Raw genomic sequence first — 14,408 nt, 5'->3', positions numbered from 1 at the left:
TGAATCAGGGTATCCAGGGACTCCAGCCATTCGGCGGTCTCTTCCGGATCACGATCAGGCAGCTGGTTTGTCAACCCGCTGAGGATATGGGAGGTCTCTTCTCCTGCAGCCACGTCCAACCTCTTTTCATCGTTGAATAGTTGGCTCAAGTTTTCGTTTTGTGAGAAAACTTTATTGCATCTCGAGATTATCTAGGCGACGATCCGCGCGTCAAGGCGAGCGGACGGTCACAATCGGCTGCCAGGGGTTACGGGCCCACGGCAGCCAACGCGGAGTGCCTCCACTGGGGGTTCAAGCAGACGTGAGCAGCCTGCCCCAGCGCGGGTCAAGGAGCGGTGCGCCCGCCATCTTGAGGCAATGCCACAGCGTGACGGCCACCGAGTCCAGGACGGGAACGCCGGTCTCGGCCTCGATTTCCGCAGTGATGTTGGCGCCGTAGAGGTTGGTGCAAAGGTAAATGATGGCGTCCGGCCGGGCCGCTGCGAGCTCCAGCGACCCCGGACGCATCTCCTCATCCGCCACGCGGGCGAACGACTCGTTGTCGCTCAGGCCCAGGAAGCGGTGGTCGAGGGTCTTGATGCCGTCCCGTTGGTAGGACGCCACAATCTGTTCGTTGACGTCCCCGGTGTACGGGGTGAAGAGCCCGATGCGTTCGGTGCCGGAGCTTCTGAACGCCTCCATGTACGCCAGCGTGGACGTCGTGGCCGGGATGCCGGTGGCGTCGGTGATTTCCTCCACGAGCTTGCGGTCGTGGCCCGCGCCGAGCCACGAGCCCGAGGTGCCGTTCCAGGCGATGACGTCGACGTCGGCGGTGGCCAGGAGCTCTGCGGCGGCCCGCATCACGGCGGCATCGAATTGCTGGTCCGAGGATTTGTCCAGGGCAATCCGGGTGACCGGGATCCGGGCGAAGTGGATGGTGACGTCGTCGCGGTCGCCGAGGATCCGGTAGCTCTGCGGTTCGAGACAGGTATTGGAGGACGGCACGATCATGCCGATGCGGATGGGGCGGGTTGCGGAAGGCATGGGGCTCCTAGCGGGTGGCCTGGGCGGCGGGAATGAGGACGGGCGTGGTGGCCGCCTGGTGTTCGCGGAAACCGGCGCGGGGCACGAAGCGGCCCACGGGACCGGGGTCGTGGAAACCGTCGCCGTCCACCACCACCCGTCCGGCGGAAACGACGACGGCGGGCCACCCCGTGAGTGTCCGGCCGTCGAACGGCGAGAAATCGGTGCCCATATGGAGGGCGCCGCCGTCGACGACGCGTTTCTCGGCCGGATCGAAGATGACCAGGTCGGCGTCGAACCCGGGCGCGATGGTTCCCTTGCGGTGAAGGGCGTTGATGCGGGCCGGGCCGGCGGAGAAGACTTCGACGAAGTCCTCCACCCGTGCTCCGCGGGCAGCTTCCATCAGGGCGGTGAAAGTGACGGGCATCCGGGTTTCGACGCCCGGGAGTCCGTGCGGCATTTCACGGATGTCGTCGGTGCGCTCCCGCTTTTGCGTGAGGTCGTAGCAGGAGTGGTCGGAGGCGACGGTGTGGATGGCGCCGGCGGCGAGCCGTTCCCGGAGCGCGGCGACGGTCTGTGGGCTGCGCATGGGCGGGCAACAGGCGTACCACTCGGGCATCACCGAGCCGTACACGCTGTCGTCGAGGGTGAGGTAGTGCGGGCAGGTCTCGGAGTATGCCGCCTGGCCGCGGCCGCGGGCCTCGGCGACCAGATCCACCGCGCCGGGCGTGGACTGGTGCACAAAGTAGACGGGGGCGCCGGTGTATTCGGCCATGGCCAGGGTTTCCTTGACTGAGACCTCTTCGGCCAGTTCGGGCCGGGTGCGGTGCAGGTGCCCGATGCCGATCCGGCCGTCGTCCGCGTGCTGCCGGGTGCAGTCCGCGATGATGGGGTCGTGCTCGGCGTGGATGTATGTGAGGCCGTCCAGGCGGACCATCTCGCGCATGACCTTCAGGATGGTGTCCCCGTCCGCCATGGTGGTGCCGCGGTTGGTGGTGTACATCTTGACGGACCGGATACCCTCGGCGGCGAGTTGCTCCAGCTGCCACGGCACCGTTTCGTCCCAGCTGACGACGGAACCGTGCAGCGCGACGTCGCACCGGGAGTCGCGGGCCAGTTCCTTCTTGTTCAGGACGGCCGCGAGCGGGGTTTCGCGGGCATCGCGGGGGATGCCGAAATCGATGATGGTGGTGGTGCCGCCCCACAAAGCAGCCGTCGACGTTGTCCGGTAGTCATCGAGGGTGCGGAACCGGCCGGTGACCTGGGCAACGTGGCAGTGTCCGTCGACGCCGCCGGGAATGACCAGCAGCCCGGCGGCATCGATGGTGCGTGTGGCGGCGGGGACGGGCCCGGCGGCATCCACCAGCCGCTCGATGCGGCCATCCCGGACCACAATATGAGCCAGTTGGCGTCCGAAGTTGTTGACCACGGTGCCGTTGGCGATGACGAGTTCTGGGGTGTCGGACATCGGTGTCCTCCTAGGTTGAAGTAGCTGGTTGGCCGGTGCGGGCTAGGCCGGCTGGGTGGCGCCGTGGCCGGCGTCGTGCGTGGCGGCGTTCTGCGCGGCGGTGAGGGCCGCGTCCAGATTCGCGGAGAGGCCGCGGCGGGCTTTGGCCGGGGGAGGCGCGAACGCGCCGGCGCGATGTAGGCCGGAGTCGAGGCCGACGACGGCTTCCGCCATGCGGATGCCGGCGGAGATGCCGTCCACCACCGGGACCCCGATGGCCCCGCGGAGTTCGCGTGCCAGCCCGGCGAGCGGCGCACCGGCGAGGATCACGACGTCGGCCCCGTCCTCGTTGACGGCCTGGTGGCTGAGGGCCAGCAGGGTTGCCTTGAAGTCCTGCTGCACCGAGGCGATGCCGTGGAGGGCCTCGTTGATGGAGCGGATCGACGCTAGCCGGCCGCCGAGGCCGAACCGCTCCACACAGTCCTGGTACCAGGGCTTGATCCGGTCCGAGATGGCGATGATGGAGAACCGGTGCCCCTGCAGGGCGGCGGCGCAGAGGGCGGCCTCGGTGATCCCGATAACGGGGACGTCGGTGAGTTCCTTCAGCGCAGGCATCCCGGGGTCCCCGAATGCGGCCACCACGACGCCGTCGACGCTGTTATCGGATCCCGGCCCGTCGCGGGTGTACTCGGCGACGATTTCGGCGACGGCTCCCGCCGCGATCAGGGACTCAAAGCGGGTTTCGATGTATTCCACGCCGTACCCTGCGGTGCGGACCGCGAGTTCGGTTCCGGGGGAAGCGGAGCGGAGAGCCTCCGCTTCGATCAGCGCGGTAACGTCGTCGCTGATATTGGGGTTGATGACAAGGATTTTCATAAGTTCTTCCGATGAAGGGCGGGTTCAGTCCGGCTGAAATCTTCCGGAAATTGTTCACGGTATTTGCCGATGTGCGACGCCGATTGGGCGGCTGCCCGTGCCGGGTCGCCGCTGGCGATGGCGGCATAGAGTGCGCGGTGTTCCTCGATGAGCTCCGGGAGGTCGCTGACGTGGCGGAAGAGCCAGTGCATACGGCCCTGGAGCGGTTCCAGCGCGGACTTGAGGAAGCCGTTGTCCGCGATCCGGGTGATGGCATCGTGGAATTCGCTGTTGGCGCGGTGGGCTTCCATGATGGCGCCCTTGGCCAGGCAGCGGCCGGCCTCGTCCAGCAGGCCTTTGAGGCCGGCGAGGTCGTCGGGGGTGGCCCGGGTGGCGGCCAGGCGGCAGGCAAGCACCTCGAGGGACTGCCTGACGTCGAACAGATCCTCCACGTCCTTGGGGCTCAGGGTGCTGACTTCGGCGCCGCGGGCGCCGCGGTCGCTGATGAGCCCTTCCTGGCGCAGCATGCGGAGCGCTTCGCGGACGGGAAGGCGTGAGACATTGAATTCGGCGGCGAGGTCGCGTTCCACCAGCCTGGTGCCGGGAACGTAATGCCCTTCGAAGATCCTGTTGCGGAGGGTGTCCCGGACAGCCTCCCGAAGGGGGCGTTCCTTGTCCTGGGTCTCTTCTGCGCTGTGCATGCTTCTCCACTTTCGGTTCTTGTCTGGCAATGCGTTCCCGGCTTCGGGAACAGGTGCGTGAGGCCAGCTTAGACAGGTAGCCGCTTGTTGTAGTTCAGCGCCAGGACGGAGACGCCCATGATGATCGCGGATCCCACGAAGTACAGCAGCGCCCAGGTGTAGGAACCGGTGGCGCCCACGATCAGGCCGACAGCAATCGGGGTCACGAAGCCGGAGATGTTGCCGCTGAAGTTCATCGCGCCGCCCAGGACTCCGGCGTTGGTCCGGCCGCCCAGGATGGAGGGGATGCTCCAGAATAGGCCCACCCAGCGGAGGAAGAACATGACCACGGACAGGAGGACGACGGCGGTGGTGGGATCCGCCACGACGGTGACGCCGATCAGGCCGCCGATCACGACCACGCTGGACGTGCCCAGGAGCGTGCGCATCACGCGGTTGGCGGAGGCGCCGGTGGACTGCCACTTGTCGGCTATGGCGCCGCCCAGGATTTCGCCGACGAAGCCGGCGCCGAAGATCACGAAGGTGGACCACCCGATGGTCTTGAGGTCGAAGCCCTTGTCCTGGGCCAGGTAGAGCGGCCCCCAGGTCAGCAGCCCGTAGAAGACGCCGTTGAAGCCGAGCCAGCCGAGGCACATGGCCCAGAAGGAGCGGAATTTCAGGTAAGGCAGGAGAGCGCGCTTGCCCTTGCTGCCGTCGAGCTCGGCCGCAGCGTCCTCCGCGGCGTGGGAGGCCTCGATGTATTCGGCCTCGGCGTCGTTGACCCCGCGGTGCTGGCGGGGGTTGTCGCGGACGTACCACCACACGGCCAGGCCCATCAGGACGGTGGCGGCGCCGGCGATGATGAACGCGAGGCGCCAGCTGCCGGTGGAGGCGATGAGGCCGGCGATCAGGATGCCGCCCAGGCCGGCACCCAGGGGCGCGCCGGCGTCGAGGATGGTGGCGCCGCGTCCGCGCTCAGATTTGTGCATCCAGATTGCGTTGAGCTTGCCGCCAGCCGGCATGACACCGGCTTCCGTGACGCCGATGCCCATCCGGGCAATGAACATGCTGAGGAAGCCGCCGGCAAAGCCGGAGGCCGCTGTAGCCGCGCCCCAACCGACGCAGGACGCCGTCATGACCTTGCGGGGACCGAACTTGTCGATCAGTAGACCGACCGGGACCTGCATCAGCGCATAGGTCCAGAAGAAGGCGGAGAGCAGGAGGCCCACGAGCTCCGGGGCGAGGTTGAATTCTTTCTGGATGATCGGCAGGGCCACCGAGATGGAGCCTCTGTCGATGTAGTTGACGGCGACGAGGACCAGTAGGAGCAGGAACATTTTCCATCGGACGTTGGTGCGACGTTGCACGCCGTCCTTGCCGGTCTTGTCGTCGGGGAGCGGGACTGCGGTTTTAGTGTTTTGAACAGACACAACTTCTCCTTCACAGAGAGGAAGATTTGCAGAAGGGGAAAAGACTTGGGTGTTCGCGGGGCAGGAGGCCGGCTGGTGGGGCGTCCTGGGTCCAATTCGGAGGCGCCGGGCAAATGATCTGCGGCCCGGGATCCGTAACACGATCTTTTGGGATCCCAATTTGGGATCCCAAAATTCAGAATAGAAGTGACCCGTGTCACTGTCAAGGAATTTGTTCCGTTGTGGCCCAACCGGGCCAAATCACCGATTGTGACAGGTGCGGGTGCGGCCGTCGCTGCGGTGGGGGGATCCTGTTGACGGCGGGCGCAGGCGAGGTGCATCGAGGGGGCGACTGGAATGGCCGGAGCCGGGCGTCAGGCGCACAGAAGGGCCCGCGGCGTCGCCGCGGGCCCTTCTGTGTTGTGGCAGGTTCTGCCGTGCTCAGCTGCCCCGGTAGGTGGAATAGGCGAACGGGCTCAGCAGGAGTGGCACGTGGTAGTGGGCCTCTGACTCCAGCACGCCAAAGGTGAGGGTCACCTCGGGGAAGAATGTTTCGGTGCCGCTGGCGGCGAAGTACTTGCCCGTGTCGAAGGCCAGGCGGTAAGTCCCTGTGGGCAGCTGGTCCGCTCCGAGTTGTTTGATGCGACCGTCCGCATCGGTGGTGCCCTCGGCGATCTGGACCCAGCGCTCGCCGTCGAGCATGTGGAGGGTGACCGGGACGTCCGCCGCCGGATTGCCGGAGCCGGTGTCGAGTACATGGGTGGTGACGTGGGACATGCTCATTTGCCCATCAGTCCTTCGAGTCGGAGCACTGCGATTTCCCGCAGCTGCTGGCCAATGATTGTTTGTTCTTCCTCGGGCGTGTGGGCGAGCCTGGTGTTGAGCGCGGTAAGGATCTCCTCGCGGCTGCGGCCGGCTGCCCGGATCAGGAACACCTGCCCGAACCTCTCCTCGTAGGCTTGGTTGCCCGCTGCCAAGGCTTCCGAGACGGCCGCGTCGGCCTCGCCGAGTCCGGCCTGTTCCGACTGGGACAGCCTGGCTTCAGCGCTGTTGCCCTGGGCCCTCTCGCCGATCCGCGGGTGGTGGGCCAGTGCGGCCTCGATCTCCGCCGGGGTGAACGGGTCGGCTGCGCCTCGGCCCGCATCCAGGAGTGCTTCGACGTCGGGATAGGGCCGCGCGCCGGCGAGCTCGTCGATCCAGCGCCGGATGTCCAGGCAGGGACGCAGGGAATCGGCAGCCTCCGTGCGGCCGGCCGCGTTGAACTGTTCAAGGTGCATGAGGCAAGTCCTCGTGTTCGATGCTGGCATCCACGGTGTAGGGCTATGCGGATACTTCATTCCGCATCATGGAACTGTTATTTCAGCATATGCAAAAAGTCAACCGCACCCTCCTGCGGGTGTCAACTGCCGGGTCAGTTGTTGACGGGCTGCTGGGACGCTGCCGGGCCACAGGGCCGCGCAAGCACGGCCCTGTGGCCCATCCTGTCTCCACGTTAGTGTGGGAAGGGATTCGATCCATGGATGAAAGGCAGTGTCATGAGTGATCCGAACGAACCGAACACCGGTCCGGCCGGTCTGCGCGGGCCGGGCGACCCGGACGCCGTCGAAGCCCGCCAGCCGCACGCCGAACCCGGCCAGACCGGCAATATCCGCGAGGAACAACTGACCCAGGCCGCGGGAACGGTGCCCGCCGCCTACGTAGGATCCGGAGATTCCGGGCCGGAGGGCAAACCGGAAGACGCCGCGGACACCGGCATGTGGGACGACGAGGCCTAACCTCCTGCTGGGTGGGGTGACAGCCGATTCATAGCTCCGGCATAGCTGGCGTGAGCGACCATGGGAAAGCGCACGCCACGGCAGCCCCAGTACCGCCACGGCAGCCCCGGTACCGCCACAGTGGCACTGCGTCCCGGCTGCGCTCCCGGGCACTCCGCCGCGCCCGCAGGGTCATCGTCGCGCTGTGCGGCGCGGCCCTGGCGGTGGCGGTGGGTACCGGGGTCCACTCCGCCGCGCGGGCCCGTTCGACGACGGCCGTCCAGGCGGCATTCGTCGCCGCCAGCACGGCCAAGGTCCTGGCCGCCGCAGCGTATTACCACCAGGTCGAATCCGGCGCGGCCTCCCTGGACGACCGCCTGGGTGCCTACGACTCGGGTTTCCAGCTCCGGGAGATGATCCAGCAGAGCGACAACGATTCCTGGTCGCTGGTGATGGACGCGGTGGGCCACGCCGGGCTCCGGGACTACGCCGGCTCACTGGGGGTGAGCTATGCGCCTGAATCCAACACCCTGACCGCGGCAGACATGGCCGGCATCCTGGCCAAGCTGTATTCGGGATCGCTCCTGGACAGCGAGCACGCCGCGCAGCCGCTGTCCTACATGCAGGGCACGAACTATGAAGCGCTCATTCCCGCGGCGGTTCCGGACGGGATCGAGGTCTTCCACAAGTACGGCCTCCTGGACGACGAACTGCACGACGCCGCCATCCTCGCCCAGGACGGCAGAGCGTACGCCCTGGTGATTTATACGAAGGGCGCGAGCCTGGCCGATGTCCCGGAGCGCACCGAGGTGATCCGCCAGCTGACAACTGCCGTGGCAAACGCCTCATTCTAGGGCGCAGGGGTCCGCCGAGACCGCCTCGCCTGCGGTCCGGGGGCACTTTGCCGGGGCCGGCGTCGAAATGGCCGACGCCGCCCCGGCGTTTCGTGTCGAAGTGCCCCCGGTGGGGTCAGGCTACGGGCGCGGCTTCGCGAGGAATCCGAGCAGCGCCTCGTTGACCTCGGCGGCGTGCGTCCACAGCAGGCCGTGCGGCGCGCCGTCGATCTCCAGGTATTCGGCACTCGGCAGCGCCTTGGCGAACCGGCGGCCGGTGACGTCGATCGGCAGGATGTTGTCCGCCGTGCCGTGCACGATCAGGGTGGGAACGTCGATCTTGGGGATGTCCTGGCGGAAGTCGGTCAGCCAGGTCGGCTGCGCCGCGACGGACGCGGTGGGGCCGCCCGAGGTCGCGAGGTTCCATCCGGCCCGCATGACTTCCTCGCTGAGCCGTGGCGTGCCGAGGAAGGTATCGCTGTTGTAGAAGTTCTTGAAGAAGTCGGTGAAGAACGCGTAGCGGTCGGCGGTCACGGCATCCAGGAGGCCGTCGAACACGGCCTGCGGGACGCCCTCCGGGTTGTCGTCGGCCTGTACCAGGTAGGGCTCCAGCGAGCTCAGGAAGACTGCCTTGGCCACCCGGGCCGAGCCGTAGCTGCCGAGGTACCGGCCCACCTCGCCGGTTCCCATCGAGAAGCCCACCAGCACGGCGTCGTTCAAGTCCAAGGTGGTCAGGAGCGTATTGAGGTCCGCGGCGAAGGTGTCGTAGTCGTGGCCCTCGGTGGGCTTGCTGGACCTGCCGAAACCGCGCCGGTCGTAGGTGATGACGCGGTAACCGGCACCCAGCAGGGCCGTAGTCTGCTTCTCCCAGGAGGAGCCGTCCAGCGGGTAGCCGTGGATCAGGACTACTGGCTGTCCGGAGCCGTGGTCCTCGTAGTAGAGCTCGACGTCGGTGCTGTTCTCTGTTCCAACCTCGATGTAAGCCATGTCAGCAGTCCTCTCGGTACGGTTTCGAATCGGTACGGGGTGGAGCGTTCAATCGTGGGGTGCCGCTAACAGGGGCCAACGCGTCCGGCCCGAAGAGTGTTCCCGGGTGGCGGATATAGCGTCCTGCCGCGGCTATGCGCTGGCGCGCCACCCGTCGGATAGCTGTGCGTCGTCTCCCGGGAGGTTCAGGAAGTCCCCGGCGAGGGCGGTCCACTGGGGCCGGAAAGAATAGAGGCAACCCAGCCGCAGGCGGGTCGCGGCCGCGTAGGCGTCGAAGCGTGCAGGGGAGACGCGCAGTTCCTCGGCCGTGGCGATGACGTGGCGGCGGGCGGTCCGGTACCGCCCGGCGGTCAGCCGGTGTTGGCGCAGGCGCAGTTGCAGGTGCACGGCAAGGTTTGCGAGGTCGGCGGCGGCCTCGGCCCGGCCGGCCTCGTCGAAGTCCAGCAGCCCCAGGGGCGCTCCGGGATCCGCGGTGAAGATCTGCTTGTCGTGGAGGTCCCCGTGGGACCACACCAGCGGGTCCGGCTCGGCCCGGAGCAGCAGTTGGGCGGCCTGCCCTGCCGACGCGCGAACGGCAGCGCGCTCCGGCTGCGCCGCCGGGATGTCCTTGGCGTGCACCAGCCACTGGCCCACGATGCGCTGCAGGCTTTCCATTTCGACGGCGGCCGTGCGGGGCGGGAGGGCCTCCAATGCCGGCCGGTGCGCGGGAGCCCGGGCGAGGATCTGCTGCCGGACCCAGGCCACGGACCATTTTTGCCAGGCTTGGTCGAACACGGCATCGCTGGCCGCGGGGTCGTTTCCCAGCTCAAACAGGGACCGGCCGGGCAGCGTCGTGAGGGTGAGGCAGCCCGGGGTGCAGGAAACAATGTCCGGGGTGAGGAAGTCCTCGGCGCCGAGGAGTTCGTTCATCCGGGCGTGCCTGCCCACAGCCTCGTCGGACTGCCGGGCCCGGAAGATCTTGAGGTAGTGCTCGCCGGCCCTGACCACGGCCCGCTTGTGGGCCCGGTGCACCACCACCTCACCCAGCGGCGACGCGCGCTTAAGGGCGGGGAGGCGCCGGTCGCGGCCGTCCCGCAGGAGCTCCAGCTGCCCTGCCCGGAGATGGGCTGCCCGGACCCCTGCCCGGCCGGGAGCCCCCAGTTCCAGGACGTAGTCCTCCGCGGAGTCATCGGGCCAGGACCGTAGGACCTGCCATTCGGTGTTTTCCTCATCCAGGACGGTGGCCGGGACGGGCGGGTGCCAGCCCATGGGATCAGCTCCGGGTTCCAATGGTCAGGCCGGCGGTCAATGTGGTTGACCCTAAGGACTCGTGGTGCTTGATGCGCTCGTTGAGGACGGCGGTTGCCAGGGACGAGCGCGAGGGCAGCGAAGAGCATGCGAAGCGCAGCCAGCAGGCATCCGAGTAGGCATCGAACCGGGCAGGGCTGACCTGCAGGTGCCGGGCGACGGCGAGCACTTCCGCGTGGGCTTTCAGGTACCGCGCGGGCGTCAGTTCGTTCTTGCGCAGGCGAAGTTCCAGGTGTGCGTCCAGGATGGCCAGATCGCGGGCGGCCTCGGCCTGGGCGGCGTCGTCGAAGTCCAGCAATCCGAGCGGGGACCGGCCGTCGCCGGCGATGATTTGCCGGTCATGGAGGTCTCCGTGGCTCCATACCAGCCGGTCCGGTGCCGTCTTCAGCAGATCCGCCGTCACGTGTTCAGCCGTGGCACGCAGGGCATCGCATTGGGACGCCAGTTCGGGGACCTTTTCGGTGTGCAGCAGCCACCGTTTCGCCCAGCGGGCCACGTCGGCAACCTCCACCTCCGGTGAGTGGACCGGCAAGGTGCCAAGAACCGTGCGCCTGGCGGCGTCAGTAGCGGCGCCCACCTGCGCGAGCCAGGCGCGGGACCATTCTTCCCACGCGGCGGCGAATTCCCGCTCGCCGATCGTGACGTGGTCCTCGCCGATTTCGCACAGGGTCGGTCCGGAAAGCACACCGAATACGAGGGTGTCCTCGGTGCTGTGCAGAACCTCTGGCGCACTGAAAGCGCCCGGGTCGAGGAGGCTGGCCACCTGTGCGCAGCGTTCAGCAGGGACGGCGGCGCCGCCGGGCCGGAAGACCTTGATGTAGCGGCCCTCCGCCCGGATGATGGCCCGCATGTAGGGCCTGTGCGAAATGATTTCCCCGTGCCGCCTCTCGGTCCGGAGGGACGGCAGCTGCGGATCGTCCTCCGGCAGGAGTTCAAAGCGGCCGTGGCTGAGATAGGCTCCCCTGACGCCGGGCCGTCCGGGCGTCAGGACCTCAAGCACGTACTCCCCGGGTTTCCTGTCGTGCCAGGCGCGGTGGACGCCCCACGTTGTACCGGATTCGTCGACGTACTGGGGCTGGGGCGGGTGCCAGATCATGCGATCAACTCCAGGGCTCGGCGGATATGCCAGTTCGCGTCGGCCGGCCAGTCGCTGGCCCGGTTCCGGAACGGGTCGACGCTGTCCAGGAACAACCGGTACGCCGCCCAGGTATCCACCCTGGCCTGCGATACGTGCCCGCCGGCCCCGCAGTAGCCGTCGATCAGGTGGGCCGTCTTGCGGCCACCGGCCACGGGCCCGGCACCGGCGTGGTCTGCTGTGTCCTCCACCGCGGCAAAGGACCCGATGTCCCTCGCCGGGTCGGAGATCCTGACGCGGTCGAAATCGATGATGCGGACCGCCGGGCCGTCCACCAGTACCTGGTCGGTCGAGAAGTCGCCATGGACCAGCACTGGCTGCTGCCCGTTCGTGCCGGCGGCGCCGACAGTTGCCATGAGCAGGCCGGTGAGCCGGGTTACCGGATCATCGAGCTCCGGGAGCAGTCGGGTGACCATGGACCGCGTTGCAGCGAGCTGGCGCACCAGGTCCTCCACGTCCGCCGTCGGATCCGCCGCCGTTCCCACGTCGATTGCATGGATCGCCGCCAAGGCTTCGCCCGCGCGGTAGGCGGCCGGATCGTTGTCGCGGCCGCTGAGGTCTCCATGGCCCCAGTCCGGGGAGGCGCTGATGCCGTGCGCGGCACATTCCGCGTCGGCGAGTTCGGGCAGGACCGGGACGTCGTGGCTCACCAGCCGCTGCCGCAGGCGGAGGCCTGCGGCAGCTTCGTCAACCTGGACGGCGGTTTTGACGACGACGGGCAGCGCCGCGGAGGGGACCCTGGCAACGAGCCTGCGCTCCGGGTTGTATCTCAGCACAGTGACCGGCGGGTCCAGGAAGCGCTCAGCCGCGGGGAGGGCCCCGAGCCGTCCGAGTCCGTGGTCCCTGAGCCAGCGCAGGTTGGGGCGCAGTGGCCAGTCCTCCTCGATGGGGCCGACCGCCACGACGACGTCGGCGTGAAGCTGAACGGGTCGGACAAGCCGGACGCCGCCGCCGCGCTTCTGCGAACTGTCCGCCCGCCGCTGCAGTTTCCCGGCGTGCTCCGGTGATGTAGTCAATGCCCATCCGTAGCTGCCGGCCCCGCTGCCGCTCCGACGGAAGGCGACCAGGGCCGAGGTTTGCGGTTTGTAGCGGGTCCTGGTGATTTGGACCCTTTCGTGCAGGAGCCCGGAGAGCAGCTCGTCGTCGAGGACCCAGTTCAGGCCCGGGATCCGGGTGTCCCGGGCCGCAAGGGCACGGTCAGCTTCGCGCCGCTGCGCCTGCAGCCGGTGTCCCTGCAGCCATTGTCCCTGCGGGGCGGTGCTCACGTCGGCACCTTGAACAGTTCACCCGGTTCTGCCGTCTGCTGCCGCTGGACCCAGCCGGCGAAGCGGGAGTCCGGATCGGCCAGCAATGACAGCGGTGGCCCGTCTTCGAGGATTTCGCCGTCTTCGAGCCAGATCACCCGGTCGCACGACTGGGCCGAGTTGACGTCGTGCGTGACCGCGATGGAGGTCCGGTCCTCGGTGAGTGTGTCCAGGGCGCTGAGGACCGAGTCCCGGGATGCCGGATCCAGCCCGGCCGTCGCCTCGTCCAGAATCACGATGGGGGCCTTGCGGAGCATGGCGCGGGCGACGGCCAGCCGTTGACGCTGGCCACCGGAGAGATCGTTGGCAGCCTCGCCGAGGATGGTTTCGAAGCCGTCGGGCAGGGCGCGGATGAAACCGTCGGCCTGGGCAAGGGCCGCCACGGCTTCGATCTCCTCATCAGTGGCATCCAGGCGGCCGAACCTGATGTTCTCCCGGACCGAGGTCCCGAACAGCACGGAGTCCTGGAGCAGGATTGAGACATGGGCACGCACGGAAGCGATCTTCAGGGCCCGAAGGTCCTCGCCTCCGAGGCTGACACTCCCCTGCCAGGGGTCCACCATCCGGAGGATCATGCTTGCCAGCGTGGACTTCCCGGCCCCGGAGGGGCCCAGCACGGCGCAGTGTTGACCCGCCGGTATGGTCAGGTTGATCCCCTTGAGCACCGTGGTTCCGTCGAGGTGGCCAGCCCAGACGTTGTCGAACACGATGTCCGGGTGCGGGTCCTTGAGGACGATTGCATGCGGCGCTTCCGGCACGTCACTCTGGGCCTCAAGCAGGTCCGCCACCCGTTCCCCGGAAGCCGTCGCACGGGCGATGCGGCTGAGGTACCTGGCCACATCCTTGAGCGGCCGCAGTCCGGTTTTCAGGTAAAACAGGAAAACGACCAGATCCCCGGGGGTCATCGCATGCTGCATCACCCTCCAGCCGCCGCCGGCGAGCACCACCGCCGTCGCGATGCCCGTCAGGACGTCGGTTTTCCGTTGCAGGCTGGCGGCCAGCCGCAACGCGACCACCCCGGAGCCCAGTGCTGCCTGGTTGCTCTTGCGGAAGCGGGAGCTGATGGTGTCTTCAAGTCCATACGCCTGGACTTCGCGCATAGCTCCCAGCGTCTGCGCGGCGGTGGTGGCGAGGGCACTTTCGCCCTTGCGTGAGGTGCGGGCCGCGGAGGTAATCGAGCCCGAGCTCCGGTGGGAAAACACAACGAAAATAGCGATGGACAGGAACGTCACCAGGGCGATCAGGGGATCCAGCCAGAGCATGATGATCATCATGGCGATCAGCGACACGATGTTCCCTATGAGGGGGAGCCCGGCCGTGACGGCTACTTCCTGCAGCCGGGATACGTCCCCAACGAGCCGCTGGACAGTGTCCCCGGTGGAGGCGCGGCTGTGGTGCCGCATCGACAGGCCCTGCAGATGGCGGAAGGTACGGGCGCGCAATTCGGAGGAAATCCGGGTGCCTACCAGGGCAAACGAAATCGCGGAAAAGTAGCCTGCCACGGCCCGGATGAGGCTGATGACAATCACCGCGCCGGCGCAGAGGAGCAGCACCTCCACGCTCGCCTCCACGCTGAACGGGGACCTGCGCAGAGTGGCGCCGAGAGAGCGGGAGACGGAGTCGAGGACGATTTTCACCGGCCACGGTTCAAGAAGCCGGAAGAGGATTTCCGCGGCCATGGCAATGAATCCCCAGGTGATGAGCAGCCTGTGCCC

General features: G+C 67.6%; 14 protein-coding genes. 2 read left to right on the top strand and 12 right to left on the bottom strand.

Annotated features, from left to right (window positions below; all coding sequences use genetic code 11):
• Positions 1 to 291: 291 nt before the first annotated feature.
• The 7 genes from ABIB51_RS18925 to uraD form a co-directional block, all read right to left on the bottom strand.
• On the bottom strand, positions 292 to 1,023 hold the full coding sequence (locus ABIB51_RS18925; protein WP_354190810.1) for a maleate cis-trans isomerase family protein: 732 nt from the start codon (positions 1,021 to 1,023) through the stop codon (positions 292 to 294).
• A gap of 7 nt (positions 1,024 to 1,030) precedes the next feature.
• Positions 1,031 to 2,470 (bottom strand): amidohydrolase family protein, encoded by a 1,440-nt coding sequence (locus tag ABIB51_RS18920; RefSeq protein ID WP_354190808.1) that lies wholly within the window; start codon positions 2,468 to 2,470, stop codon positions 1,031 to 1,033.
• A 42-nt stretch (positions 2,471 to 2,512) separates the two neighbouring features.
• Complete coding sequence (locus ABIB51_RS18915) at positions 2,513 to 3,325, bottom strand: aspartate/glutamate racemase family protein (protein WP_354190806.1); 813 nt, start codon at positions 3,323 to 3,325, stop codon at positions 2,513 to 2,515.
• Positions 3,322 to 4,005, bottom strand: coding sequence for a GntR family transcriptional regulator (locus ABIB51_RS18910; protein ID WP_354190804.1), 684 nt, complete (start codon positions 4,003 to 4,005; stop codon positions 3,322 to 3,324). Before ABIB51_RS18910 ends, ABIB51_RS18915 begins: the two co-directional genes overlap by 4 nt.
• A gap of 68 nt (positions 4,006 to 4,073) precedes the next feature.
• Positions 4,074 to 5,414 (bottom strand): MFS transporter, encoded by a 1,341-nt coding sequence (locus ABIB51_RS18905; RefSeq protein WP_354190802.1) that lies wholly within the window; start codon positions 5,412 to 5,414, stop codon positions 4,074 to 4,076.
• A gap of 420 nt (positions 5,415 to 5,834) precedes the next feature.
• The gene (gene uraH, locus ABIB51_RS18900; RefSeq protein WP_354190800.1) at positions 5,835 to 6,176 is read right to left on the bottom strand and encodes a hydroxyisourate hydrolase; all 342 of its coding nucleotides are present in this window, start codon (positions 6,174 to 6,176) and stop codon (positions 5,835 to 5,837) included.
• Positions 6,173 to 6,670 carry a 2-oxo-4-hydroxy-4-carboxy-5-ureidoimidazoline decarboxylase gene (uraD, locus tag ABIB51_RS18895; protein WP_354190798.1) on the bottom strand — a complete coding sequence of 166 codons (498 nt, stop codon included), beginning with the start codon at positions 6,668 to 6,670 and terminating at the stop codon, positions 6,173 to 6,175. Before uraD ends, uraH begins: the two co-directional genes overlap by 4 nt.
• A 258-nt stretch (positions 6,671 to 6,928) precedes the next feature.
• Here uraD and ABIB51_RS18890 point away from each other — a divergent pair, with 258 nt between their 5' ends.
• Positions 6,929 to 7,168, top strand: coding sequence for a hypothetical protein (locus ABIB51_RS18890; RefSeq protein WP_354190796.1), 240 nt, complete (start codon positions 6,929 to 6,931; stop codon positions 7,166 to 7,168).
• 50 nt (positions 7,169 to 7,218) lie between these two features.
• Complete coding sequence (locus ABIB51_RS18885) at positions 7,219 to 8,001, top strand: serine hydrolase (RefSeq protein WP_354190794.1); 783 nt, start codon at positions 7,219 to 7,221, stop codon at positions 7,999 to 8,001.
• A 120-nt stretch (positions 8,002 to 8,121) separates the two neighbouring features.
• On the opposite strand, the gene ABIB51_RS18880 is transcribed toward ABIB51_RS18885, so the two are convergent.
• The 5 genes from ABIB51_RS18880 to ABIB51_RS18860 all read right to left on the bottom strand — a co-directional run bounded on the left by ABIB51_RS18880 (position 8,122) and on the right by ABIB51_RS18860 (position 14,372).
• A complete protein-coding gene (locus tag ABIB51_RS18880) occupies positions 8,122 to 8,967 on the bottom strand; it encodes an alpha/beta fold hydrolase (RefSeq protein ID WP_354190792.1) in 846 nt (281 codons plus the stop codon).
• 132 nt (positions 8,968 to 9,099) lie between these two features.
• Entirely contained in the window at positions 9,100 to 10,215 is a 1,116-nt protein-coding gene (locus ABIB51_RS18875; protein ID WP_354190790.1) for a phosphotransferase, read from the bottom strand.
• A gap of 4 nt (positions 10,216 to 10,219) precedes the next feature.
• On the bottom strand, positions 10,220 to 11,350 hold the full coding sequence (locus tag ABIB51_RS18870) for a phosphotransferase (RefSeq protein ID WP_354190788.1): 1,131 nt from the start codon (positions 11,348 to 11,350) through the stop codon (positions 10,220 to 10,222).
• Positions 11,347 to 12,654 carry a phosphotransferase family protein gene (locus ABIB51_RS18865; RefSeq protein WP_354190786.1) on the bottom strand — a complete coding sequence of 436 codons (1,308 nt, stop codon included), beginning with the start codon at positions 12,652 to 12,654 and terminating at the stop codon, positions 11,347 to 11,349. Before ABIB51_RS18865 ends, ABIB51_RS18870 begins: the two co-directional genes overlap by 4 nt.
• Positions 12,651 to 14,372 (bottom strand): ABC transporter ATP-binding protein, encoded by a 1,722-nt coding sequence (locus ABIB51_RS18860; protein ID WP_354190784.1) that lies wholly within the window; start codon positions 14,370 to 14,372, stop codon positions 12,651 to 12,653. The genes ABIB51_RS18865 and ABIB51_RS18860 overlap by 4 nt, the downstream gene beginning before the upstream one ends.
• Positions 14,373 to 14,408: the final 36 nt, after the last annotated feature.

Origin of the sequence: Arthrobacter sp. UYCu712, assembly GCF_040547005.1 — a bacterium.
In the GTDB taxonomy this organism is placed as follows: Bacteria; Actinomycetota; Actinomycetes; order Actinomycetales; family Micrococcaceae; genus Arthrobacter.
Note: the sequence above shows the minus strand (reverse complement) of the source record. Positions and strands in the feature narration are given on the sequence as shown.